Genomic DNA, 26,773 nt, shown 5'->3' with positions numbered 1-26,773 from the left:
CCTTTACGCTTCATGTGCTGGGAAGTCTGTGTTTACCCGTTGGAGGATATATGGCCGAGCTGCGAATCGATAAACCGACTCTTATTGCCAAGGTGGAGGGCGCTGTGTTTGTGATGGATGCGGACGGCTCTTTGCGCCGTGCCACCCCTGGCATGCAACTGGAGCCCGGGATGCGCCTGCTCACCGAATCCGACGGACAGGTGGAGCTGGCGGAGGCGGGCAGCGAACGCACCGAGCCCACCCAGCCCGAGGCGGCACTGCCCGCCGGTGCCGATGCCGAGCTGGCGAGCCTCCAGGAGGCGATCCGCCAGGGGGCAGACCCGACCAAATTGTTTGAAGAGACGGCGGCGGGCAACGCCGGGGCCGGTACCACTGGTGGCGTGGTCGGCTCCAGCGCCGGCGGTTTCGTGGTGGTAGATCTCAACAGTGAGTACACCCTGGCCGAGGCGGGGTTTGACACCGGTCATGAGGCGCGTCAGCCGGGCGACGAGCTGCTCTATGCCGAAGATCAGGATCTGCTGGCGGCCATCACCATCACAGAGCCCCAGACCGACGACAACATCATCAATGCCGACGAGGCGACCGGCGTCATCATCCGCGGCTTTGTCGAGGATGTGGAAGTCGGCCAGACCGTCACCGTCACCCTGATAGATCAGGATGGCAACCGCCTGACCACCACCACAGTGGTGCTGCCCGGCTTCGTCTGGGAGGCAAACTTCGGCGACGTCACCGGCAAGCTGGTGGACGGCCCCCTGACCATCCAGGCCGATACCCAGGATGCGGCTGGCAACCGGGCCAGCGACACCGGCCAGACCCTGCTCGACACCATCACCACCATTACTCTGGATTTGGCGGACGAGAGCGACACCGGCACCAGCCAGACCGATGACCTGACCCGCGACACCACACCGCTGCTGCAAGGGAAGGGGGAGCCTGGCGCTACCGTTACCCTGACCCTGGAAGGCAAGGTGATGGCCGTGCTCACCGTGGATGGCAACGGCAACTGGCAATATCAGATCCCCGATACCCTGGCCGATGGCGCCCATGATTTTCGCGTCGATGCGGTGGACATCGCGGGCAACCGGGCCAGCGACACCCTGACGGTGACGGTGGATACCCGTGCCGCCATCGACATCGACGATCTCGATACCGACAGCATTCTCGGCCATGACAAGGTCACCCTGAGCGGCAGTACCACGGACGTGGAGGCGGGGCAGCGGGTGACCATCACCCTGATTGGCCAGAATGGCCAGACCCTCTTCAACGGCAGTGCCCTGGTGGGCAGTGACGGCCGCTGGCAACTGGGAGGCCTGGATCTCTCCAGCATCCAGGGCCCCTACGAGGTACGCGCCGAGGTGACGGATCTGGCGGGCAACCGGGTGATCGACGGGGCTCCCCTCATCGGTCAGAGCGATACCCTGACCCTCTCCGAGGCGGATCTCGCCAAGGGGCCGGTGAGTGCCACCGGATCCCTGCACACCGGAGCCGGGCTTGATGGCAACCTGCAGGTGAGTTTTGCCGCCGATCAAGGTGCCCTCAATCAGCTTGGCCTGACCAGCCACGGGACGGCGCTCGCCTACCAGGTCAGCGGCCAGACCCTCACCGCCAGCGCGGGGGGCGTGACCGTCTTCACCCTGACCCTGGCCAACGACGGCAGCTATCGCATCGTCTGGAACCAGAGCCTGGATCACGGCCAGGATAGCCTGAGCCTGCCCTTTGCTCTGGAGTACCGCGACAGCGACGGGGATCGGGTGAGCGCCAATCTCACCGTCAACCTGGTGGACAGCACACCACCGGACTTCACCATCGCCCCCATCAGCCTCACGGAGGATGATTTCACCAATCCGGCGGCGGTGGTGGGACAGAGCCAGTTCGTGGTGGGCCATCAGTCCGATCCCTTGGTGGCAACAAGTGCCGTCTTCGCGGATCAGAGTGCAACCCTGGCCCGTCTCAACGGCAGCGGCATCAGCAGCGACGGCCACGCCTTGACCTTCGAATTCACCGGCGATCGCCTGCTGACGGGGTATTACCTGGATGGTAATGGCAAGCGGGTCGAGGTGCTGAAGGCCGAGCTGACCGCCAGCCAACATGGCAGTGATATCGACGGCAATGTCACCGTCTCCCTCAATGGGCCTCTGGATCATCAGGGCAGCGACCAGCTCTCCCTCGGGCTCACCGTTTCCGCCAAGGAGATCGACGGCGACGAGACCCGCGCCGATCTGGTTGTCTCCATCAGCGACGGTGTGGATCCCCACCTTGGCATCGACAGCGGGGTCACCTTGCAGGAAGGGGCCTCTGGCCAGACCCTGGATGGCCAGTTGCCGGTGAGCGTGGGCAGCGATCGCCTGGTGTCGCTCAACTTCGAGGCGAGCCAGCCCGGCCTGAATGGCCTCACCAGCGGCGGCCAGCCGACTCACTATCAGGTCAACGGCAACGTCATCACCCTGCTGGATGCGGGCGGCAAGACTATTCTGACCGTGACCCTGGGGCTGGATGGCAAGTACCAGGTGGCGCTCGACGGCGTGCTGGATCAACCGGTCAGCACCAACAGCATCAACCTGGGGCTGCAGGTGCAAGGCACCGACTTTGACGGGGACAAGAGCAACCTTGGCACCCTCAATATCCATATCACCGACGGCGTGCTGCCCCAGGTCGACCCCGTCTCCCTCACCCTGGTGGAGGACAGCGACTGGAGCGCAGCCCAGACCCTCACCGGGGATCTGGCCATCACCGCCGGGGCCGATCCTCTGGTCAACATCGCATTCGATGCCAGCCAGCCCGGCCTGCAAGGGCTCACCAGCGGCGGCCAGCCCGTGGTCATCACCATCAGCGGCAACAGCATCAGCGGCGCCGTCAACGGCCAGAACGTCTTCACGTTGACGCTGGATCAGAACGGTCACTACGTCTTCACCCTGAACCAGCCGCTGGATCAGGGGAGCGCAGACAGTCTGCTCAAGGCGGGCTTTACCCTGACCGACAGTGACGGAGATAAAGTCTCCTCCACCCTGAGCGTGGCCATCGGCGACGGGGCCAATCCGGTCATCAGCGCCGTGACCGGCACCGAGATGACGGAGGCGAACCAGGGGGCGAAGGATGTGGTGAGCCACATGAGCTTCACCGTGAGCCACGGGGCTGATGCGCTCGACACGAGCAGCCTCAAGTTCGATATCGCAGCCATTCAAGGCAGCCTGGATGGCAAGTACAGCAGCCACGGCAGCCCGGTGACTTTCACCCTGGATGCCAACGGCGAGCTGGTGGGGACCAGCGCGGACGGCCGTGAAGTGCTGCGGGCCGAGCTGGATTTGGTGGAGAGCAACGGCAACTGGAGCGTCACCGCCAGGGTGACCCTGGGGGCCGAGCTGGATCACCAGGGGAGCGAGTCCCTCGACCTGCCGCTCACCGTCACCCTGACCGACAAGGACGGAGACAGGGTCTCCACCGATTTGCCGCTCACCATCAAGGACGGCCATGCGCCAGGTTTCGTGGCGGGCAGCGGGGTGAGCCTGGATGAGCGTGGGCTCGACGGTCACAACACCCTGACCGGCACAGGTCACTTCCAGGTCAATGCGGGCTCTGATCGGGTGAGCGAGGTGTCGTTTGCCGACATCAGCGAGCAGCCGGCCCTGACCGCCCTGGGCCAGAGCGTCAAATACGAGCTGGTGGACGGCGATGCCAGCATCCCGGGCAACCAGGTGCTGAAGGGCTATGTGGAAGTCAATGGCCAGCGCGTCGAGGTGCTTCAGGTCGAACTGGTGGGCAAGCTGGACAACGCCGCCAGCAACGGCTTTGACTACAAGGTGACCCTGTTCGAGGGGGTTCACCAGAGCGGTGGCAACGCCACCGACCTGCCGTTCAAGCTCAATATTGTCGACAGCGACAAGGGCAGCGGCAACAACGACAGCACCACGGGTACCCTCACCATCCGCATTTCGGAAGGGGACAAACCGACCCTCACCCTGACCGGCGTGACGGTGAGTGAAGGGCGCTTCGATGGCGCCGCCAACAACCAGACCGGCGATGATCAGCATGCCACCGGCACCCTGACCATCACGGCGGACTCCGATCCCGTGGTGGACGTGCGGCTGACCCTCTCGGGCCAAGTCGTGGATGGGAGTGGCAAGGCCATCACCCACAATGGCGAGACCCTCACCTGGCAAGAGGTGGCGGGCAGCAACGGCCACAGCTTCCAGGCAGTGACTGCGAGCGGCACCCTGGTGCTGACGGTGACCCTGCCCAATGTGCCGGGGCGCATCGAAGCCCACACCCAGGCAACCCTCGATTACCAGGTGACGGTACACACCAACCTGGATCACGGTGCCGACGACAAGCTCAACCTGAGCCTGCCGGTGAAGGTGACGGACAGCGACGGCAGTGTGATCACCGGCAGCACCACGGCGGTGATCACCGATGCGGCGGATCCCGTGATCACCGCCATCGAGGGGGTGACCGTCAAGGAGTCAGACCTCAACGGGGGCAGTGGCCAGCATGGGGGCACCAGCCCGTCAGGCACGGGAGAGGTTGCCATCGGCCAGGTGGCGATCGCCGCCGGGAGTGACCGGGTGGTTTCCCTGCAACTGGATGTAGCCCGCTTCAACGCCCTCAATACCCTGACGTCGGGGGGCAAGGCGGTCACCATAGGGGCAGACAGCCAGCCGGGTGTCTACCTTGGCAAGGACAGCGCAGGCAAGCTCATCTTCAAGCTGACCCTGGATGTGTCCGGCCGCTACACCTTCGAGCTGACCGGCAACCTGGATCACAGCGTCCAGGGCAAGGATCTGCTGGATATCCAGCTGCCATTGCAGGCACGGGACAGTGACGGGGATCTGAGCGCCGAAGTGATCGGTCATGTGAGCGTGCAGGACGACGTGCCGGTGGCCGTGGACGCGAGCAAGACCCTGAATGAAGGGGCGAAAGTGACCGGCGATCTGCTGGCCACTACCAGCGAGGGGGCGGATGATGCGGTGGTGAGAGCGGTGACCATCAATGGCACCGAGCACCCCATCGCCGCCACAGGCAACACCACCATCTCGGTGACAGATGGCACGGGGCAGATCATCGGCACCCTGGTGATCAATGCCGAGGGTGACTACAGCTTCACCGCCAAATCGGGCATCGATCACAGCAACAGCACCCTGGTACAGCAGATAGGCTTCCACCTGGTGGATGGCGACGGAGATACCGACGACGGTCTTCTGACCCTGACCATCAGGGACGAGGCGGGCAAGCTCACCGTGAGCGCAGTCACCGGCCAGGAGGATGCGGGGGCGAGCGATCCGGGCCAGGGGATCCCCATCACCATTAACCTGGATGTGGGGGATTTCGATCGGGGCGAGCACGTGGAGCAGTTGCTTATCCAGGCGCCAGCCAACGCCCAGGGCACCTTCTATTTCAACGGCGTCGCACTGACCACCATCACCCAGGGGGGCAAGACCTGGTATGAGGTGCCGCCCGCGGCCATGGTGGCGGTGGCCACCACCGATGACAAGTTCCAGCTCACCGGTGTCACCTTTGTGCCGAACCACGACTACTCGAGCTACAACAACGGAGGTGCTGCGCTGCGCTTCCCGGTGCAGTTGCAGGTGGGGGTCACCGAAGGGAGCAAGCCCCCGGTGCTGACCGGCAATCTGGACATCACGGTGCAAGGCATTGCCGACAAACCCCTGTGGGATGCGGGCAGCACGCACCAGCACTACACCGCGGACGAGGACAGCAGCGGCATCGCCCTCAACGTCAAGGCGGGTCTCACCGATACGGACGGCTCCGAGACCCTGAGCTACCAGATCAAATGGGCGTCCGGCCAGGGCACGCTGACCCTGAACGGCAAGGTGCTCACCCCGGGGGCGAACGGCCTCTATACGGTGGCTGGTGGCGACATCAACAAGGTGACGGTGGTGCCCGGCAAGGACTACAGCGGTGACATCAAACTCATTGTGACCCCGGTGAGCACGGAGAAGACCCCGGTGGTGACCGGCAAGGAGACGGCCCTCGGCGATCCGCTGGAGGTGATTGTCAACGTAAACCCGCTGGCGGACGACGCCAAGCTGACGGTGCGCGAGATCCAGGGCAAGGAAGATACCCTGATCGATCTGGGCAGCAAGATTGGGCTCGCCCATCTGGGAGACACCACGGATGGCTCCGAGCAGCTGTTCGTGCGCATCAGCGGCCTGCCCGCCGGTGCCACGTTGTGGCTTGGGGCTGAACAGGTTAATGCGACAAACGGCTACTACGAGGTGCCCTACGCTCGCATCCATGAGCTGCAGCTGCAGCCACCCAAGGACAGCAACAAAGACTTCGATCTCACCATCAAGGGGGTGGTGAAGGACACGGCCACCCTGACCGATGCCAATGGCCAGCCCCATACCGTGGTCAACGAGAAGGAGACCGGCTCCCAGAGCCTGCACGTGGATCTGGTGGGGGTGGTGGACGCCCCGCACTTCGATCTGAACAGCACCGGCTGGACCCAGAGTGGTGGCGGTTACAGCATCACCATCGCCGAAGATGGCAAGGCTCCACTGGACTTCAAGCTGGAGTCGGGGGAGACGACGGGGGACGGCTCAGAAAGCCTCAACCTGGTGCTGGAAGGCTTGCCGGAAGGAGCCAAAGTATTCGATGGCAGTGGCAACGAGCTGACCCTGACCTTTGCTGGGCTCAAAGACGGCAAGCCCCTCTATCAGGTCAATGTGTCAGATCTCGGCAACCTGCAGATCCAGCCGCCGCCCAACAGCACCGCCGATATTCACCTGATCGGCCACGTAGTGGTGACCGAGAACGACGGGGATCACAAGAGCTTCGACGTGCCGCTCACCATCAAGGTGGAGCCAGCCATCGACGCCGGTGACTACGCCAAGACCAGTCATGGCCTAGAAGACGAGTTCGTGGTGCTGAACTGGCAACCGGATCTCAGCGACAGCGCCGAGCATGTCACTCACCTCAGCCTCTCCGGCATCGAGCCCGGCTACCAGATCTGGATAAGCGTGGGCGGTGTCGAAACCCAGCTCAGCGTGAACGGCGGTGTCGTGGAGTTGAGCGATGCGGATCTGCAGAGCCTGCTCAGTGGTGGCCAACTGCTGGTGCGGGCCCCGGAAGACAGCGACAGGGACACCAATATCCAGAGCCATGTGACCATCACTCAATATGATATAGACAAAAACCCAGATGGAACGCCAACGGCTACGGCTCAGGACACCATAGTCGGCAATCTGCATGTGGATATCCAGGCAGTGGTGGAACCGAACGGCGTCTTGAGTCAAACGGGTGGCGATCTTGTGGGCCATGGGGGGAGTGATATTGATCTCTCCGGTCGTTTTGAATTTACCCACGATATCGATCTGTCCAGCCTCGAAGAGATCGACTATCTGGTGATCAACTTGCCTGTGCTCAATGGTGGCATGGGAGATCAGTTTGTTGTGCTCGGCGGTATCAACAATGGTAATGGTAGCTGGATCGTGCCTGCGGGTAATTTGAATAACTTCCAACTGCATGCACCGGATGGTTTTGTTGGAAAGGTTGAACCAATCCGCATTGATGCCATGGTGGTGGACCGTAGTGAGGATGGGGACCCCAGTGAGCATGTCAAAGTCAGCCTAGAAACCAGTGCCGATTTTGGTAATACCCCGGTTACGGACAAGACGCCAGCGGCAACAGTTGATATTGATGACCATGCGGTGCTGACAGGTAAAGAGGATATCCAAGTTGATTTTGGTGCCCAGCTCAAGGGGGCGATTCATATTGGGGCCGCAGATCAAGGTAGCGATGAGGTTACGATTATCCTCAAAGGTCTACCTGATGGTGTCACCATCAGTGGCGCCGAATACAACATTTCAACCGGCGAATATGTGATCAAGGTGCCGCCGTCACTGGCTGGACTGGAAGGATTGACTCTAGGCTTGCCCAATGACTTTGCCGGATCCCTCAATATCAGTGTGACAGTGGTCAATACTGATACATTGAGTGGTGACATCAAGACAGATTCCAGCACAGTTCGTGTAGATGTGAAGCCAGTGGTGGATATAAACGGCGGTGCCGACGGCATGCCTGAGCTGCATCTGAATGTGAAGGACATGAACGGTGACGGTCAGCCGGATAACCTGGAAGACACCGAGATCCACCTCGATCTCTCGGTCAAGCTGGCGGACATCAGCCCATCTGTGGCCGACGGTGGCCTCGAGACGGTAGAGAAGGTGACAGTGACCGTCGATGCCCAGTACGGCCACTTCCTCGATGCCAGCGGCAATCCCGTCCAGGCGCTGGTGGTGGATGCCAATGGCCTCAAGGATCTGGTGTTCGTGCCCAAGGAGCACTTCAGCGGCAAGGTGCCGCTGGCGGTGACGGTGGATATTCTCGATACCGCCACCACGGGCACGGATCGGGGGAGCTGGAGCGGCAACGTGAGCTTCGAGGTGCTGCCGGTGAACGATCCTGCCAACCTCACGGTCCAGAACGTCACGGGCCAGGAAGATGGCAGCGTGAGCCTGGGGGGGCTGGGGGCCAGCCTCATCGACAACGATGGCTCCGAGCAGATCGTCGGGTTGCAGATCAAGGGGGTGCCGGATGGCTTCACCCTGTCCGCCCCGGCGGTCAACAACGGCGGCGGGGTGTGGCAGGTGCCTGTGGGCACCGACTTCTCCAAGCTGACCCTGATCCCGCCTGCGGACTTCAGCGGCACCGTGGATCTGACCCTGAGCGCCTTCACCCTGGACAAGGGGCTGACCCTGCCCCTTGAAACCAGTGCGGGCTTCACCGTCACCGTCAATCCGGTGGGGGATGCGGTCATCACCGACATGCAGGAGCAGGCGAGCGGCACCGAAGGGGATGTGATCACCCTGAACCTGGGGGTGGAGACCCGGGATACCCAGGCCACCGGCGGCAATGCCGGCAATGTGCACGAGAACGGGCCCGAGCAGGTGCGCGTCACCCTGGAAGGGGTGCCGGACGGGGCAGAAATCCGCCTGCCGAGCGGGGTGAGCGGCACCGTAGTGGATCTCGGCGGTGGCCGCTGGCAGGTCACCACGGATGGGGGCAAGCTCGACGCGGTGGAGCTCGTGACCCATGACGCCAATGGCGCCATGGCGATCAAGGTGACGGCCCAGAGCCTGGACAACGGCGCCCTCGGCCCGGAAGTGAACGGCACCATCCATCTCGATGTGAGCCCGGTCAACGACGCCCCCGTCAACGTGCTGCCCGATGATCCCCAGGTGGCCCAGGAGGACGAGCCGTTCGTCATCCAGGGTCTGCAGGTCAAGGACGTGGATGCGGGCAACGGCATCATGGAAGTGCGCCTCTCGGTGGAGCACGGCACCCTGACCCTGCCGGCTGGGAGCGGCGTGACCCTGACCGGCAACGGCACCGGCGATGTGGTGCTGACCGGCACCCTGGCGGATCTCAATGCCCTGCTCTCGGGCGGCGTCACCTATCAGGGCGACCCGGACTTCCATGGCAATGACGCCTTGACCATGGTGACGGACGATCGGGGCAACACCGGCAGCGGTGGCGCCCTGAGTGACACCGATGTGCTGCCCATCCTGGTACAACCGGTCAACGATGCCCCCGTCAACCTGCTGCCGACGACGCCCCAGGTGGCGCAGGAAGATCAGCCCTTCACCATTCACGGGCTGCAGGTGAGCGATGTGGATGCGGGCAACAGCCCCCTCTCTGTCACCCTCTCCGTGCTGCACGGCACCCTGGAACTGGCGGCGGGCAGTGGCGTGACGGTGAGCGGCAGCGGCAGCAACACCCTGGTGCTGAGCGGTTCCCAGGATGCCATCAATGCCTTGCTCGCAGGGGGCGTGACCTATCAGGGCGAGCAGGACTTCAATGGCCAGGATGCCCTGACCATGGTGACCAATGATCTTGGCAACACCGGCAGCGGTGGCGCCCTGAGCGATACCGACGTGCTGCCCATCGAGGTCGAGCCGGTCAACGATGCCCCTGTCACCCAGGTGCCGGGCTCATTGCAGGTGAAAGAGGATGGCTCCCTGTCGCTCACCGGGATCAGCGTGAAGGACGTGGATGCGGGCAGTGCGCCCATCGCCATGGTGCTGCGGGTGGAGCACGGTGTGCTGACCCTGCTGGGGGCGGCAGGCGCCGTCTCGGTGCAGGGGGCGGGGACCAGCGTGGTGACCCTGGTCGGGTCGCTCGATGATCTCAACGGCCTGCTGGCAGGCAACCTGCACTACGAGCCAGCCAGGGACTTCTGGGGTCTGGACAACCTGAGCATCACCACCTCGGATCAGGGCAATACCGGTGCCGGTGGCGTCCTGACCGACAGCGCCCAGATTGCCATCCAGGTGACGGCCGAACCGGACGATCCCCAATTGGGGGTCGGCACCCACGATATCCTTGCGCTGCAAGGGGCCTGGGTGCCGCTCAACCTCAGCGCCAGCGTGGTCAATCCGGCCCCGGGCGAGCTGTCGGTGCGGATCCAGAACCTCGGCAACGCCCAGGTGGTGGACGAGCACGGCCAGAGCGTCGGCCACGCGGATGGCAACGACTGGTTGCTGCCGATGGACCAGTCCGTGCCCATCTACCTCAAGGATCTGCCGGCGGGGGATCATGCCCTCACCCTGAGTGCCGAATCCAGCCTGGGTGGCAGCACCCTGAGCTCGGCCACGGAGACCATCACCATCCACAGCCAGAGCGGTCACGATCTGCTGGGCTCGGATCAGGGGGACTGGCTGTTCGGCTCCTCCGGCAATGATCGCCTCCTGGGCGGCATGGGGGATGATGTGCTGCGGGGCGGTCAGGGCAACGACATCCTGACCGGTGGCGCCGGCAGCGATCTCTTCGTGTGGGGCAGTGGTGACGAGGGGACGACGGCCTCTCCGGCGATAGACACCATCACCGACTTCCGTCCCCAGGAGGGGGACAGGATCGATCTGGCGGACCTGCTCAAGGGGGTGACCGACAACAGCGTGGATGGCCTGCTGGGTCATCTCCAGGCATCGGTGACCAGCACCGGCAATGGCCTGAGTGACGTGAGCCTGTCGGTCTCCCCGGCGGGGGATGGCAATGTCACCCAGCAGATCACCCTGAAGGACGTGGATCTGAGTGGCTGGAACCTGAGCGGCTCCTCCTCTCACGACATCCTGCAATCCATGCTGGATCAGCACAGCCTGATCATCCAGCACCCCTGATGGGGTGAGATGATGCAAAGAGCCGGCGAATGCCGGCTCTTTTTTTTGGCTGAATATGCTGGCTTGATATTTCCTGGTGGTGGTAATGGGAGATGGATTTTAACGGGGTGGGTGTTGTTGCTGCTTTTCACTGTGTGGGTGGTTCAAACAACCAAAAGGTTTCGCCGCCCGGGCCTCCCATCGGGCTGCCCGGGCGGCGTCAGGGCCTTGCCGCGCCGATCCCGGTCAATGCCGGCCAGAGGGGGCGCAGGCATTGACCGGGGCGTGTCGCCTCCAAGCCGGTGCCCGTGATGATGGGCGGACCGGGGGATGGCGGTCAGGCCAGCGCCCGTGCCAGCAGGTGCACCGGGTGTTCGCAGCGAAACGCCGTGCTCATCTCGATCTGCCACTTGCAGGTCTCGCAGTCGGTGATGACCAGATCGGGTTTGAGCCGGTTTATCTGATCAAACAGCCCCTGACCGATGGCCTGGCTGGTGTCGTAGTTTTCCGACTTGAAGCCGTAGGTGCCGGCGATGCCGCAGCACTGGGAGTCCAGCACCGTCACCTTGACGCCGGGGATGGCCCGCAGCAGTTCGAGGGTGTAGATGACGCCCCCCATCTTCTCCAGGTGGCAGGGGGTGTGGTAGGCGATGCGCAGATTGAGGGGCTTCATGGCCGGTTTGTTGCCCCGATCGAACTCGTTCCACAGGAAGCGGGTCACCAGGGAGATGCGATCCCGCACCTTGTGGTTGTCCTGCTCCAGCAGGTGGGGATATTCGTCCCGCAGGGTGAAGCCGCAGGTGGAGGAGGTGGCCAAGAGCGGCATCTCGTTGCCGAGCAGGGTGTTCTCCAGCTGCTGGATATTGAAGGCCGCCTGCTGCCTGGCCTTGTCCATGAAGCCGTTGGCAATCAGCGGCACGCCGCAGCACTTCTCCCGCGCAAGCAGCTGGACACCGATGTTCATGGCGTTGAGCACCTGCACCAGCTCTTTGCCGAGTTGCGGGTGGTTGTAGTTCACATAGCAACCGTGGAAGTAGGCGATCTGGCGCGCAAAGCGGGCCTGAGTCGTTTTCTGCTTCTTGTACCAGCCGCGGAAGGTGCCTTGTGAATATTTGGGCAAGTCCCGGTGGGAGGAGACCCCCAGCGCCTTGTCCAGCACCTGCTTCATCGGCTTGAGGCCGGTGGTGAAGTTGACCACCGGGGCCATCAGGGTGGACATGCTGCCCATCAGATCCGTGTGGGAGAGCACGAACTCGCGGATCCCCGGTTTGAAGCCGCTGTACTGGTGCTTGGCCTTGGCGATGATGTCGCCGATGCGCACCCCGCTCGGGCAAGCCACTTCGCAGCGCTTGCAGTTGGTACAGTGCTTGAGGGCGCTGTCAAAGAGCTCGGGACTCTTGATGCGCAGCCGCTCCCCATCCGGGCCCGCCTGCTTGGGGCCGGGGTAGGCCGGGTTGGCCTTGGCCACCGGGCAGTAGGCGGTACAGACGGTGCATTTGATGCACTGATCGAAAGTCTGGTTGGCATGATCCAGTAGCATGTCAGTTCTCCTCCCGTTGGGTGTGAAGGCACGGGATATGGGGCGAAATCATCATTGGGCTGAACTCAAAATGTGACCGGCGGCCTGCCAGCCGGTGGCGATCGCGACACCTGAGCCAGAGCCCGCCATGGATTGGGCATCGTCGTGGGCCAGCACGCCGTGTCGTTGGAGTGGGAATATGTGATTCATCTCAGCCCTCCGCCAGAATATGGCCAGCGGCTTGCCAGCCGGTGGCAACAGCCACGCCGGAGCCGGAACCTTCTTTAATGGGGTCATAGTGCGCGAGCACGCTGCCGGCGCCGTAAAGGTTGGTGAGGGGCCTGCCGCCGCGCAGCACCCGCAGCCGCTCGTCGGTCTTGACCCCGAAGCCCATGAAGGGGTGGTGGTCGAACAGGCGGCGGCCGGCCCAGGCGTCGCGCTCGGCAAGGCTCAGTACGTCGGCATCGAAGATGGGTTCACGAATGCCCCCGAGGCGCGACTCCAGTCCGCGGCTGAAGAAGCTGCCGGAGGCGAGCACGAAGTGGTCCGCCTCGAACAGCTGATCCTCCCCGTGCTGGCTGTGCACCCCGATCACCTTGTCGCCGTCATAGCGAGCGCCCAGCACCCGCTCGCTGGTGAGGAAGGTGCCGCCAAGGGCCATGAAGCGGCGCTTGAGGGCCTCCTGCATCCGCATGCCGATGAGGGACGGCGGCATGGTAGCCACCTCCTTGATGGTGCAGCCGGTGCGCCGTTCCAGCTCGCTCAGACGCGGGCCGACCAGCCCCAGCGACAGGCAGGCGGGCAGCACGATATGGCGACAGCCAGGCACGCCGCATCCCTGCACCATGCGGCTGATCTCGCGGGCCAGATCCGCCAGCAGGTCCTGCTGGCCAGGCCCCTGCTTGTCGAACAGGCGGGCGATGTCGGCGGAGCGAAACTCGTGGGGATTGCGGCTGAACTCGGCCAGCTGGGGCAGGCGAATTTCCCCGGTCAGGATGCGGCTGTGGGCAAAGCGGGCGTGGGTCGCGAGATTCGCCGCCGCGAGCGCCGGGTGAAAATCGCGAAATCCCTCCAGGGTGGCGAGCAGGATGGCGTCCGGGGCGGGGGCATCGGTCATGCAGGCGCAAGTGTCGGGGGAGAGCCAGGTGGCTTTGAGGGTGCCGATGGGGGTCAGCCGCTGGTGGTTGCGCTCCTGGCGCATCAGGGGCAGCCCCTCTTCTGCGCAGTGGCGTTGCAGATCGGCCAGACTCCCCTCGATATTCTGCATGCCTACTTTGCTGTAGGGGTGATCCGGATGGGCCGCCATAAAGGCGGGCAGGGCGGCGCGGGGATCTCCCTCGCTCTCCAGCAGATCCACCGAGCCGGAGGAGAAGTGCAGGGCGCTCTGGCCGGAGGCCATCAGCAGGGTCTTCTGGCCGGCCTCGGCGAGACGCAGGGCTGCGGAGAGGCCCGCCATGCCGCCGCCGATCACGATGCTGTCAAATTTCATGGCTGCGCTCCTTGGTGGAATTGGCGGTGCTGGCATCGAGCGGGAAGGGTGGCTCGGCCACCAGGTGGGGGGCCGTCCACTCGCCAAGGCCGAACAGCCCCTCGTAGATCCAGTAGGTAAATTCGGCTTCGCGCAGGGCATCGCCCCAGAGCACCGGCCGGGTGCCCTTGTAGCGCTCCTCCAGGAACTGGCGCAGCATGACGCAGGCCTGACGACCGTCCGCCTTGCCATACTCCTGCATCAGGCCGGCGGCGCGATAGGCGCACAGCTCCCCCTGACAGGGGCCCATGCCGAGGCGGGTGCGGCGGCGCAAGTCCACCAGGTTGTCCACGTCGAGCTCCCGCAGGGCATATTCAATCTCACCCGCGGTCACCATCTCGCACTCGCAGATGAGGGCGTTGGCCTTGGGGTTGTCGCGGAAAAAGGCGATGACCCGCTCGCCGTGGCGGTACTGGGCCGAGCCTTCGGCGGGTACCGAGAGGCCGGGGGCGGAGACCTTCTCCGGATCCCGCGAGCCGGGCAGGCTCAGCTCGGCGGTGCGGCAGGGCTTGCTGTTGCCAAGCTTTTTGGCAAGCAAGTCGGTGGCCCATTCGGCCATCAGCCGGTAGGTCATCAGCTTGCCGCCTGTGATGGTGTTGAACCCCTGGAGGCCGTCACGATCGCTGTGATCCAGCAGCACGATGCCGCGGCTGATGTTGCGGCCGGACTCGTCGCCATCCACCGCCACCAGCGGGCGAACGCCGGCGTAGGCGCGCAGCAGACGGGTGCGGGCCATGATGGGGGCCAGTTTTATCCCCTCGCGCAGCAGCACCTCCACTTCTTCGGGCTCGACGGTGAGCTGGTCAATCTTGTGGTAATCGATGCGACTCGACGTGGTGCCGATGAGGGAGATGGTATCGCCCGGCACCAGAATGTCCGCGTCCGCCGGTTTGCGGCAGCGGTTGAGCACCAGCTGGTTGATGCGGTAATCCATGATGAGCAGGGAACCCTTGGCGGGGAACATGCGGATGCCGAGGTCGGCGTACTCGCAGATCTGCTGGCCCCAGATGCCGGCGGCGTTGATCACCTCCTGGCACTCCACCTCGAACGCTTCGCCAGTGCGGGTGTTGATGGCCTTGACCCCGTGCACTCTGTCTTGGTTGCGCAGCAACCCCAGCACCTTGCTGTGGGTGAAGATGCGGGCGCCGTGCTCTTTCGCGTCCAGCACGTTGGCGGCAGCCAGACGGAAGGGATCGACCGTGCCGTCCGGCACCTGGATGGCACCGATCAGCGCCGGGTTGACGTTGGGCTCGAGGCGCAGCGCCTCGGCGGGATCCAGCTGGCGGGCGTCGATGCCCGCCAGGGCGCAGGCATCCATGAAGGTATTTTGAAAATGGATGTCATCTTCCGGCAGGGTGATGAAGAGGCCGCCGGTGTCCTCGACGCAGTGGCTGGCGATCCGCTTGAGGATGCGGTTCTCCTGAATGCATTCGCGGGCGGACTCCTGATCCGTCACCGCGTAGCGGGCGCCGGAGTGGAGCAGGCCATGGTTGCGCCCCGTGGTGCCGGCGGCGATGTCGTCCCGCTCAAGCAGGATGCAGTCGATGCCGCGCAGTGCGCAATCGCGCATGATGCCGGCGCCGGTGGCGCCCCCCCCTATGATGACGACTTGTGTGGTGATTCTTTTCATTCTTGCCCGTCTCATCTCTTCCAGATGAGGCCAGTGTGGCGCCTTCACGACGTAAAATGTTTGATATGGGCCAAATTAATGTTCGTAAACGCTCATTAAATGTGGGGCGATGAGCGAAATGTGATGAACCTCACGTCACCGTCGAGGCGGGCAGGGGGAAGCATGGCGGGGAAAAGAAGGCCAGCCCGGGGGCTGGCCAGAGGGCGGCGTAGGGGAAACCTCAGCCGCAGCACTTCTTGAACTTCTTGCCGCTGCCACAGGGGCAGGGGTCGTTTCGCCCGACCCGCAGCTGCGCCGGATCCTGCTCGCCGTCGGTGTAGACCCAGCGCCCCTGATGGCGCACGAAGCGGGAGCGCTCATGGAGGCAGTGACGTTCGTCCCCCTCAAGGAACCAGGCCTTGAATTCCACCATGCCGAGGGTGTCATCGGGGCCGCCCTGGCTGGCGAGGATCTCGAGGCCATCCCAGCGGGTGTCGGTCGATGAGAGGTCGGCCGCGGTCAACCCGTTCAGATAGTCCGGGTGCCAGCTGTGTACCAGATATTCTCCCAATCCCAGCACGAAGGCGCTGTAGCGGGATCGCATCAGCTGCTCCGGGGTGGCGGCGGGCTGACCTGCGTGGAGTACACCGCAGCACTTGGCAAGAAAAAGAGAGGAACCGCAAGGACATAGGTTCATGAGTCAGCTCATCTGGTCGATAATGAAAGGTGGCGGGATTGTAGCGAACGCACTTCCCTTTCGGCCAGCTTCCCATGCCGTTTAGGCAGACATCATGCAGCAATGAACACAGCACAAAGGGTGACACAATGACACTTAAGCAGAAGATCCTGTTACTGGGGGCCATCCCCGTGCTGCTGATGGCCCTGGTGGTCAATCTCAGCAACTACCTGGTGGCCAGGAGCGATCTGGAGTCGGATCTGGTGGTGGCGCGGGAGAGGGCGATCAAGGAGCGCAAGGCGCTGCTCAGCAGTTATCTGATGCTGGCCAAGACGGCCATTGAGGGCAGCTACGGCAAGCCTGACAGCCCCGAAGTGCGCCAGCAGGTGAAGGAGATATTGCGGCCGCTGCGCTATGGCAGCGACGGCTACTTCTTCGTCTATGACTATCAGGGCAATACCGTGCTGCTGCCGACCCGGCCCGAGATGGAGGGGAAGAACCGCTGGCAGGACAAGGATACCAAGGGTGCCTTCCTCATTCAGGGGATCATCAAGTCGGCGCGGGAAGGAGATGGCTTCTCGGAGTACTGGACCAACAAGCCTTCTATCGGGCGGGATGCCCCCAAGCTCTCCTTCAACCTGGTGCTCGACAAATATCAGTGGGTCGTGGGCACGGGCTTCTACATCGACGACATCGACAACGAGCTGGCCACCCTGCGCAGCGAGCGGGAGGAGGCCATGTATGGCTCCCTGAAAACCGGGGTGCTGTTCATCCTGGTGATCCTGGGGGTGACCCTGGCGGCCACCGTGGTGATCGGCAACCGGGTCACCCGCCCGCTGGCGGATGCGGTTGCCGCACTCAACGACATCGCCGACGGGGACGGGGATCTGACCCAGCGCCTCAAGGTGCAGAGCAAGGACGAGGTGGGGCAGCTGGCCGCCGCCTTCAACCGCTTCGTCGAGCGGATCCAGTCGGTGGTGAGCCAGGTGGGGGAAACCAGTCACCAGTTGCTGGGGGCCGTGGATCGGCTGCATAGCCTGAGCGAACATGCGGACAGACAGATGCAGGGCCACGGCAAGGAGACGGATCAGGTGGTGACCGCGGTAACCGAGATGAGTTCCACCGCCCAGGAGGTGGCGGCGAGTGCTTCCAACGCCGCCAGCGCCACCAGCGATGCGGCCCGCGAGTCCGATGCTGCCCGGGGGGTGGTGAACAGCGCCATCGGCAGCATCAACCGGCTGGTGGACGAAGTGCATGTGGCGGCCGGGGTCATCGAGCAGCTCGCCCACGAGACCGGCAAGATAGGCTCCGTGGTGGAGGTCATTCGCGGCATCGCCGATCAGACCAACCTGCTGGCTCTCAACGCCGCCATCGAGGCGGCCCGGGCGGGCGAGCAGGGGCGCGGCTTTGCGGTGGTGGCGGACGAGGTGCGATCCCTCGCAGGCCGTACCCAGCAGAGCACCAAGGAGATCAACGAGATGCTCCAGCGCCTGCAGGGCGGGGTGAAGCAGGCGGTGGAGGTGATGCAGGCCAGCGAGGCACGCAGCCAGGAGACGGTGCAGGAGGCGAGCCACATCGCCAGCTCCCTGGACAGCATGGTGGCGGCGGTCGGCACCATCAACGACATGAACATCCAGATCGCCACGGCCGCCGAGGAGCAGCACGCGGTCTCCGAGGAGATCAACAAGAACCTGGTGGCCATCCAGCAGATCGTCAGCGAGCTGACCGAGGCGTCCGGGGAGTCCAGCACCACCACCCGCGCCCTGGCAGGCACGGGTGACAAATTGCGCCAACTCGTCTCCCGCTTCCGTTACTAATCACATTTTTGCCGTCTGGACAGGATTTCCAGACGGCAAATTTGGGGATCGGCGCAGAATGTGTGAAAATCGCGCCATTCGTTCCTTTCGTTAGCCCCAACCCTATGAATGAGATCGTGAAAGGCAGTATCGATTTGATCCGTCAGCTCAACTACGGCCTGGTCTATGCCAGCCTGGAGGAGCACAAGGAGCTGTCCCGTACCGATCTGTCCCGTCTGACCGGCCTCTCACCGGCCAGCATCACCAAGATCACCCGCGAGCTGCTGGACGGCGGCCTGGTGGTCACCTGCGGCGAGAGCTCGGTGGGGCGTGGCCGTCGCCAGACCCTGCTGCGCATCAACGAGCGCCGCTTCCAGTTTCTCTCCATGCGTCTGGGGCGCGGCTATGTGGACATGGCCCTGTTTGACCTAGCTGGTCACTCCCTGGCGCGCCATCGCCATGTCTTCAACGAGGCGGAGCGTGCCGAGCTGCTGGCCAGCCTGGTGCGGGCCATCGAGGGCTTTTTGCCCAAGAAGGCGCTGCGTCTGGCCTGCATCGCCCTCTGCCTGCCCGGCCAGGTGGAGCGCCACTCCGGCATGGTCAAGCATTTTCCCTATTACGATCTGCGCAACTGGCCCCTCGGTCCCACCCTGCAGGAGGCCTTCTCGGTACCCGTGCTGGTGAGCGGCGACGTGCGCACCTGGATCCAGGCCGAGCGGGAGTGGGGCGCCGCCAGGAACTGCTCGGATGCGGTGCTGGTGTTCGTGCACAACGACATCGGGGTCGGCATGGTGGTCAATGGCCAGCTCATCGAGAGCGAGTCGGCTCTGCTCGGGGATCTCAGCCACCTGCAGCTCGAACCCTATGGCCAGCGCTGCTACTGCGGTGGCTTCGGCTGCGCCTGCACCCTGGTGACCAATCAGGCGCTGGAGGCGCAATATCGGGAGCTGCGCGAACGGATGCAGGAGTTCGATCTGCCCGAAAGCGTCACCATCCGCGAGCTGTGCGAGCTGGCGCTGGCCGGCAACAGCCTGTGTCAGGACATCCTGCATCAGGCAGCGGGCCGCCTCTCCCGGGTACTGGCGAACCTCATCTGCCTGCTCAACCCGGGCAAGCTGCTGCTCGGGGGAGAGATCACCCGGGCCGATCGATTGCTCTTCCCCATGCTGCACCAGTCCCTGGCAAGCCAGTTGCCCGCCGAGTACCTGGTACGCCTGCAGATCGAATCCACCCACTTTTACGAAGATCCCACCAAACCCACCTCGGTGCAGGTGCACAAGGCCTTGCGCGATGGCAGTCTGCTGCTCGACTTGTTGCGAGGCGACAAGGAGGCATGAGGCTCGGGTTGCAAGGACGCTTCCTGCTCATGCTCTGTCTGGTCAGTCTGTTGCAACTGGTGTTGCTGAGCGGGGCCAGTTACTACTATGTCGCCGAGCAGCGCTACCGGGAGGTGGGGGATCAGGCCCTGGACGTGGCGCGGCTGGTGGCCCGTGAGCCCGGCGTCATCGCCGGGGTGAAGCGAGCCGATAGCACCCGCCTCAACGTGCTGGTGGAGCGGATGCGGGCCGAGGTCGGTGCCAGCTACATCGTCATCGGCGATAAGGAGGCGCGCCGCCTGGTGCACCCCAATGCGGACAGGATAGGCAAACCCATGATGGGGGACGATCCCGGACGCGCCCTACGGGGGGAGTTCTACATCTCCCGCGCTCAAGGGTCCCTCGGGGTCTCGGTGCGCGGCAAGGGGCCCATCCGGGATGAGATGGGCAGGGTCATCGGCGTGGTCTCTGTCGGTTATCTGGTGCGGGACATAGAGGCGGACCTGCAGGGCTTCCTGCGCTTTGGCCTCGCAATGACACTGCTCATAGTGCTGCTCAACAGCGTCGCCGCGGCCTGGCTGGCCAAACGCTACAAGCGGGCCCTGCTGGGGTTTGAGCCCGAGCAGATCGGCCGCCTCTATGCGGAGCTCGACTGCACCCTGCGCACGGTGCGCGAGGGGATACTCACCATCGACGAGCAAGGCAGGCTCACCTCCCTCAACCCCAACGGCATCCGGCTGCTGCGCCTCGATGAGCGGGCCGCGCAGGCCGCCATAGGCCAGCCCGTCACCCGCTTGCTGCCCGGCAGCCGCATGCTCTCCCTCATTCAGGATCCCCGGCCCCAGTATGACGAGGAGATAGTGCTCAACGGTCAGTCCCTCATCGTCAACCGGCTGCCTCTGGTGCAGGAGGGTCGGCTGATCGGCGCCGTGTCGAGCTTTCGGCGCAAGGACGAGTTGGCCGAGCTCAGTGCCCAGCTCTCCCAGGTGCAGGCCTACAGCGATCTGCTGCGGGTGCAGACCCACGAACACAACAACCAGCTCGGCACCATCGCCGGTCTCATCGAGCTGGGGGCCACCCGGGAGGCGCTCGCCTTCATCGGCCGGGAGGCGGCCACCGAGCAGACCCTCCTGAGCTTTTTGATGGGGGCCATCGCCAAGCCCAAGGTGGCGGGCCTGCTGCTTGGCAAGTACCACAGAGCCCATGAGCTGGGACTGGTGCTGGAGGTGGATCCGGATTCCCGCCTGCACGACATCCCCGCCCGGGTCAGCGGCTCCCAGCTGGTGACCCTGCTTGGCAACCTCATCGACAACGCTTTCGAGGCGACCCGCGGCCATGGCGCCCCCTACCAGCCGATCCGGGTCTCTTTGAGCGATCTCGGCCAGGATCTCATTCTGGAGGTGGAGGACGGGGCCGGCGGCGTCGATCCCGCTTTGGCGGACACCTTGTTCGAGCGCGGGGTCAGCAGCAAGGCCGAACCCGGCCACGGCATAGGTCTGGCCCTGGTGCGCAAGACACTGGATGCCCTGCAGGGGACCATCACCATCGAAGCCACGGCGCAGGGAAGTTGTGTCGTCTGTTACATACCCAAGGAGGTATGAGTGATCAAGATCCTGATCGTCGAGGATGATCCGGCCATTGCCGAGATCCACCGTCGCTTCGTGCAGCGCCTCGCCGGTTTCGAGGTGCTGGGGGTGGCGCTCACCCTGTTCGATGCCAGAGAGCAGATAGAGATCCTCAAACCCGATCTGGTGTTGCTGGATGTCTGGCTGCCGGACGGGGAGGGCTTCTCCCTGCTGCGGGAGTTGCGCCAGCGCGGGGCCCACCTCGACGTCATCCTGCTCACCGCCGCCCGTGAGGCCGCGGCACTGCAGGAGGCGATGCGCCTCGGGGTGGTGGATTTCATCTTGAAACCCGTGGTGTTCGAGCGACTGCGCGATACGCTCGACAAATATTGCCAGAGCCGCGCCGCGCTTGCGGCGCTGGCGGACATCGATCAGCAGGCGGTGGATGCGCTCCTTGGCTCCCCGTTGCAACAGGTGGCGGCGGGCGGCCTGCCCAAGGGGATAGACGCCCTCACCCTGCAAAGGGTGCTGGCGGCCCTCCATCAGGAGGGGGCCAGCGCCGAGGAGATAGGCAGCCGGGTCGGGGTGAGCCGGACCACGGCGCGCCGCTATCTGGAATTTCTGGTGGGGCAGCAACTGGCGAGCCCCGAGCTCGAATATGGCACCGTCGGGCGGCCGGAGCGGCGCTACCGTCAGCGCTGAGTGGCCGGTTCCAACTCAAGAAAAAGAGCGCCTTTTGGCGCTCTTTTCGTGATGGCTGGGATCAGGTCGGGTCGGATTGCAGGGTCGCTACCGGCGTGCGACGGGCCTGCCACCACTGCCAGAGCGGCAGCAGCAGCATCACCAGGGTGACCAGGGTGAAGCCCAGGGTGATGGGGCGCTCCCACAGGAAACTCAGGGAGCCGTCGTTGATCACCAGGGCCCGGCGCAGGTTGTCCTCCAGCATTCCCCCCAGGATGAAGCCGAGCAGCATGGGGGCCATGGGGAAGTCAAGCAGGCGCAGCCCGATGGCCACCAGGGCCACCAGCACCATCACATAGATGTCCATGGTGTTGAAGGAGACCAGATAGACCCCGATCAGCGAGAACAGCAGCACCATGGGGATGAGCACGGGGCGCGGCACTTGCAGGATCTTGGCCAGGTAGGGAATGAGCGGCAGGTTGAGGATCAGCAGCACCACGTTGCCCAGATACATGGAGATGATCACCGACCAGAAGACGTCAGGGTGCTCCATGAAGAGGCGCGGGCCGGGCTGGATGCCGTAGGCGATGAGGGCCCCCAGCATCAGGGCCGTGGTGCCGGAGCCCGGGATCCCCAGGGTCAGCAGCGGCACGAAGGCCCCGCTGGAGGCGGCGTTGTTGGCCGCTTCCGGCGCGGCTATGCCGGTCAGACTGCCCTTGCCAAACTCGTCCCGTTTGCCCTTGCGGGCGAAGTTGCGCTCGGCCCCATAGGCCATGAAGGAGGCGATGGTGGCACCGGCCCCCGGCAGCACGCCGATGAGAAAGCCCAGCACAGAGGAGCGGGCTATGGGGGGCGCTATCTCCTTTACCTCGTCCCGGCTCAGCTTGAGGGAGCCGAGCTGCTGCATCTTGCTCGCCTCCTCCTGGCTGGTGTCCTTGCCCGGGCGCAGCACCGTCATCAGGATCTCTGCCAGGGCGAAGGTGGCCATGGCCAGCAGCAGGAAGGAGAAACCATCGCGCAAGTCCGGGAGACCGAAGGTGAATCTGTCCACCCCGACGCTGCGGTCGATGCCGACGGTGGAGATCATGATGCCAAACAGCGCCATGATCAGCGCCTTGAGCACCTGGCCCTTGCCGGCGAAAGCCGCCACCGCGGAGAGCCCGAGCACCATGAGGGCGAAGTAGTCCGCCGACTGGAAGGCGAGGGAGACCTTGGCGAGCAGGGGCGCCGCCACCATCAGGAAGATGGCCGACAGGGTGCCGCCGACGAAGGAGGCGTAGGCGGCGATGGCCAGCGCCTTGCCCGCCTGCCCCTTGCAGGCCAGCGGATAGCCGTCGATGGCGGTGATCATGCTGGCGGAGCAGCCCGGGGTGTTGATCAGGATGGAGGCGGTGGAGCCGCCGAACATGGAGCCGTAATAGACCCCGGCCATCAGGATGATGCCGGAAGCCGGATCCAGCCCGTAGGTGATGGGGATCATCAGGGCGATGGCGGTGACCGGGCCCAGCCCCGGCAGCATGCCGATGAAGGTGCCGACGAAGCAGCCGACCACCACCATGAAGAGGTTGATGGGCATCATGGCGGTGCCGAGCCCTTGCAGGATTCCGTCTAACATGGGTTCTCCTTATCCCAGCAACTGGGTGAACAGCCGACCCGGCTCGAGATAGACATTGAGCCCCTTGGTCAGCAGGGCCCAGAACATGAGGGTGAAAGGTATGCTCACCTTGCAGGCGAAGGCGAGGCTCTGCTCGCCCATCAGCCGGATGCCGCCGATGAGGAACAAGATGGTGGCGACGAGGAAGCCGAGCCAGCCAAGGGCTAGGCCATAGACCAGCATCAGCCCCAGCAGGGCGAACACCAGCCGCCAGTTGCCGGACTCCTTGCCCAGTCGCTCTCCTCCCGGGGAACAGATCAGGATCAGGGAGAGCAGGACCCCGACACCTGCCAGGGCATAGGGCAGGGTACTGGCGGTGAAGGGTTCGTATTCGTCGCCGGGGTAGCCCGGTATCTCGGTGGCGTAGTAGCCATAGGTGAGGGAGAGCAGCAGAAACAGCAGGCCCCCCAGTCGCTCCTTGGTGATGTTCATCTCTTGACTCCAACATGGGCGGCGGGCCTGCGCCCGCCTGCGATGTGACAACGAGGGTTACTTGATGAAGCCGAGCTCGCGCATCAGGCCGCCGATCTGCTGCTCCTGGCCGTCGAGGAAGGCGGTGAACTCGGGACCCGACTTGTAGAGGTTGGCCCAGCTGTTGCGGGTGCGGACCACTTCCCACTCCGGCTTGTCGTACATCTGCTTGAGCAGGGCGGCAAACTCGGCGGATTTCTCCGGGCTGATGGTGGGGGAGGCGAAGTAACCGCGCCAGTTCGCAAAAACGGTGGGGTTGTTCTGCTCGCTGAAGGTGGGGATCTGCTCCGCCCCCGGCAGGCGCTTGTCGGAAGTGACCCCGAGGATCCGCATCTGGCCCGACTTGACCGCTTCCATCGCCTCGCCAAAGCCGGTGGAGATGGCCTGGGTTTCACCCGCCAACACGGCGGCCATGGCACTGCCGCCGGCATCGTAGGCGACGTAGCGCAGCTTGCTGGCGTCGGCACCGGCGTTCTTGAAGGTCAGGGCGGCGACCAGGTGATCCAGGCTGCCACGGGCGGAACCCCCGGCGATCTTCACCTTGGCCGGGTTCTCCTCGTAGGCGGCCAGCAACTGGGCCCAGTTCTGATAGGGGGAGTCCGCCTTCACCGCCAGCGCCTGGTAGTCGGCGATGATGGCGGCCACCGGCGTCAGATCACGGAAGGACTGGGGCAGCTCCTTGGAGAGGGATTTGACGATGATGGGGGTGGAGTTGACCAGCAGCGTCTTGTCGGACTGGGCCGAGGTCTCGATGAGGTGGGCGATGGCCTTGGCGCCGCCACCGGCGGACATGTTCTGGTAGGAGACGGTCTTGACCAGACCGGACTTGGCCAGTACTTCACCTGTGCCGCGGGCCGTGGTATCCCAGCCGCCGCCGGCGCCGCCCGGGATGAGGAAGTGGACTTCGTTGATCTGGGCGTGGGCGCCGAAGCTCAGTGCGAGCAGGCTACCGATCAGGGTGCGCTTGAAGGTTCCTTGCAACATGGTGCTCTCCTTGTGATTGTTGCAGGAAGGTTAATTAATCATGTCTGGCTGGAAAACAATCTGACCGTAATGGCTATTAAGGCTGTTGTGCTCATTGTGTTCATTCTGTTCACGGGTTGAAGAGGGGGGCACATAGAAGCGAGGCGCCCGTGAGCGCCTCGTCCGGCAAGGATCACTGGGTCGGTTTCGCCGCCGATGTGCTGACATCCTCCTTCGCCTCCTGTTTCAGGGCGTCACTCGCCTGCTGGCGCAGAGCCACCTGCTCCATCACCAGCTTGTAGGCGATGTAGTACTTGTAGATGTTGCCCACGTAGGTGACCGTCTCGGGGCCAATCTTCTCCGCCGCCACGTACTCGACATTGTGGAACCAGACGTTGGGATCCAGCCCCCGTTTCCTGGCCTCGGCACGGAGCCTGGCCACCCGGGCGGGGCCGGCATTGTAGGAGGCGAACGAGAAGAGGGCCTTGTCGAGGGCGGTCATGGGCTCGTCCGCATAGTAGTGATCGATCATCCAGCGCATGTATTTGACGCCGCCGTGAATATTGGGCTCGAGCTTGCGGATGTCGCCGACCTTCAGCCCCTTGCCGGTGGCGGGCATGATCTGCATGATGCCGATGGCGCCCACATGGCTGCGGGCCTGGTGGTTGAGGGCGGACTCCTGGTAGCCCTGGGCCGCCATCAGCAGCCAGTCCATGTCATAGCGTTCGCCATACTCGCGAAACAGATCCACCACCTGCAGGAATTTCTTGCGCTCCGCCTCGGCGGCGGCGCTTTTGACGAACTTGTTCTGCTTGAGATAACGGGCCAGGATCTCGTCCCCCGTCGCCTTGCCGCGCAGCGCCTTTATCTGCTCGTTGAGCATGGCGAGCAATTGGGGGCTCTCCTTGCGCACCGCCCAGGCGATGACGCCCCCCTCCCGGAACACGGGGGGGTCGTGAATGGTGATCCCGGGGAAAATCTTTTTCCAGAAGCGGGCCTTGTGCTCGTCCATGACGATGAAGGGGAGCAGGCCCGCATTGACCATCTCCACCAGATCTTCATCTTCGAGCACCTCCGAGGCGGGCTGGAGGTCGATGAGGGGCTCTCCCGCCGACTTGCGGGCCTGGTTGTAGGCGAGCAGGCTCTCGTAGTAGCTGGAGGAGGGGCGCACGAAGACGCGCTGGCCCCCGAGATCGGCGGCGCTTTCCACCTTGGGGGAGAGGGGGCCGGAGACGAGCAGCTCCCGCACGTTTTCAAGCAGGGGATCGGTGAAGGCGATACCCTGCTTCTTGCGCCTGTCCGTGATGGTGAGATTGGCGGCGGCGATGTCGCCTTTGCCCTCGATGAGGGAGCTCAGCAGCGCTTCCCGGGCAACGGGAATGAAGACGAAGTGCACCTTGAGGTGACGCTTGATCGCCTTTTGCTTGCGCAACTGCTCGTTGAGACGCTTTTCCACCTGCATGAAGGCATCGTAGGTGACGCCCCGCTGTACGCCCTTGGTGATGAAGAACCCCGTCTTGTTGTAGGTGGTGAGCACTCGGATGGTGCGCTGCTCCAGCATGACGTCGAGATCCCCCAGCCTGGGTCTGGCAAGCTCGTCGTTTTCAAAGCTCAGGGCGCTTTTCTCCGTCTCTGCTTCGGGGGCCACCTGCTTGCCGGATTCGGCCCCCCAGGCTGGCGTCAGGGAGCAGAACCACCAGATCACAATCATCCATGCGCGTTTCATCACTTACACCTCGCTCGTTTTATTGAGTGTAAGTGGCACCTTGTAGAGGATTTAGCTTATTGGGTTTGATAGACCCGTCCCCATAGCACGATTTTCACTATTCCATCCAGGAGTGCCCGCCCATGAAAAAAGGAGCCTCGAGGCTCCCTTTTTTCATG

14 protein-coding genes are annotated in these 26,773 nt (G+C 63.9%); 5 read left to right on the top strand and 9 right to left on the bottom strand.

What is annotated here, in order from left to right:
* Positions 1-50: 50 nt before the first annotated feature.
* A complete protein-coding gene (locus tag AB5Y51_RS01085) occupies positions 51-11,132 on the top strand; it encodes a retention module-containing protein (RefSeq protein WP_368177911.1) in 11,082 nt (3,693 codons plus the stop codon).
* Positions 11,133-11,448: 316 nt separating this feature from the next.
* Here the strand turns inward: AB5Y51_RS01085 and glpC are convergent, their stop codons facing one another.
* From glpC to AB5Y51_RS01060, 5 genes are all read right to left on the bottom strand, one after another.
* Positions 11,449-12,651, bottom strand: a complete 1,203-nt coding sequence (gene glpC / locus AB5Y51_RS01080) for an anaerobic glycerol-3-phosphate dehydrogenase subunit GlpC (RefSeq protein ID WP_368177910.1) — start codon at positions 12,649-12,651, stop codon at positions 11,449-11,451.
* A gap of 51 nt (positions 12,652-12,702) precedes the next feature.
* Positions 12,703-12,840, bottom strand: a complete 138-nt coding sequence (locus tag AB5Y51_RS01075) for a hypothetical protein (protein WP_164882668.1) — start codon at positions 12,838-12,840, stop codon at positions 12,703-12,705.
* Between the two features lies 1 nt (position 12,841).
* Positions 12,842-14,119, bottom strand: coding sequence for a glycerol-3-phosphate dehydrogenase subunit GlpB (gene glpB / locus AB5Y51_RS01070; protein ID WP_368177909.1), 1,278 nt, complete (start codon positions 14,117-14,119; stop codon positions 12,842-12,844).
* Entirely contained in the window at positions 14,109-15,788 is a 1,680-nt protein-coding gene (glpA, locus tag AB5Y51_RS01065) for an anaerobic glycerol-3-phosphate dehydrogenase subunit A (protein WP_368177908.1), read from the bottom strand. Before glpA ends, glpB begins: the two co-directional genes overlap by 11 nt.
* A 220-nt stretch (positions 15,789-16,008) precedes the next feature.
* On the bottom strand, positions 16,009-16,464 hold the full coding sequence (locus AB5Y51_RS01060; RefSeq protein ID WP_368177907.1) for a YchJ family protein: 456 nt from the start codon (positions 16,462-16,464) through the stop codon (positions 16,009-16,011).
* Positions 16,465-16,592: 128 nt separating this feature from the next.
* Between AB5Y51_RS01060 and AB5Y51_RS01055 the strand changes: the two genes are divergently transcribed.
* The 4 genes from AB5Y51_RS01055 (at position 16,593) to AB5Y51_RS01040 (ending at position 21,822) form a co-directional block, all read left to right on the top strand.
* Positions 16,593-18,260: a methyl-accepting chemotaxis protein gene (locus tag AB5Y51_RS01055; protein WP_182936236.1), complete on the top strand. Its 1,668-nt coding sequence runs from the start codon at positions 16,593-16,595 to the stop codon at positions 18,258-18,260.
* A 104-nt stretch (positions 18,261-18,364) separates the two neighbouring features.
* Positions 18,365-19,576: an ROK family transcriptional regulator gene (locus AB5Y51_RS01050; protein ID WP_029314606.1), complete on the top strand. Its 1,212-nt coding sequence runs from the start codon at positions 18,365-18,367 to the stop codon at positions 19,574-19,576.
* Positions 19,573-21,156 (top strand): sensor histidine kinase, encoded by a 1,584-nt coding sequence (locus tag AB5Y51_RS01045; RefSeq protein ID WP_319908412.1) that lies wholly within the window; start codon positions 19,573-19,575, stop codon positions 21,154-21,156. Before AB5Y51_RS01050 ends, AB5Y51_RS01045 begins: the two co-directional genes overlap by 4 nt.
* On the top strand, positions 21,157-21,822 hold the full coding sequence (locus AB5Y51_RS01040; protein WP_042016544.1) for a response regulator: 666 nt from the start codon (positions 21,157-21,159) through the stop codon (positions 21,820-21,822).
* A 61-nt stretch (positions 21,823-21,883) separates the two neighbouring features.
* Here the strand turns inward: AB5Y51_RS01040 and AB5Y51_RS01035 are convergent, their stop codons facing one another.
* The 4 genes from AB5Y51_RS01035 to AB5Y51_RS01020 form a co-directional block, all read right to left on the bottom strand.
* Positions 21,884-23,416: a tripartite tricarboxylate transporter permease gene (locus tag AB5Y51_RS01035; RefSeq protein WP_039041029.1), complete on the bottom strand. Its 1,533-nt coding sequence runs from the start codon at positions 23,414-23,416 to the stop codon at positions 21,884-21,886.
* A gap of 9 nt (positions 23,417-23,425) precedes the next feature.
* Positions 23,426-23,887 (bottom strand): tripartite tricarboxylate transporter TctB family protein, encoded by a 462-nt coding sequence (locus AB5Y51_RS01030; RefSeq protein ID WP_368177906.1) that lies wholly within the window; start codon positions 23,885-23,887, stop codon positions 23,426-23,428.
* 57 nt (positions 23,888-23,944) lie between these two features.
* Entirely contained in the window at positions 23,945-24,910 is a 966-nt protein-coding gene (locus AB5Y51_RS01025; protein WP_368177905.1) for a tripartite tricarboxylate transporter substrate binding protein, read from the bottom strand.
* Positions 24,911-25,082: 172 nt separating this feature from the next.
* Positions 25,083-26,615: a transporter substrate-binding domain-containing protein gene (locus AB5Y51_RS01020; protein ID WP_368177904.1), complete on the bottom strand. Its 1,533-nt coding sequence runs from the start codon at positions 26,613-26,615 to the stop codon at positions 25,083-25,085.
* Between the last annotated feature and the right edge of the window lie 158 nt (positions 26,616-26,773).

Source organism: Aeromonas sp. R7-1 (assembly GCF_040908115.1).
Taxonomy (GTDB): Bacteria; Pseudomonadota; Gammaproteobacteria; order Enterobacterales; family Aeromonadaceae; genus Aeromonas; species Aeromonas caviae.
This window is presented reverse-complemented; position numbering and strand designations above follow the sequence as displayed.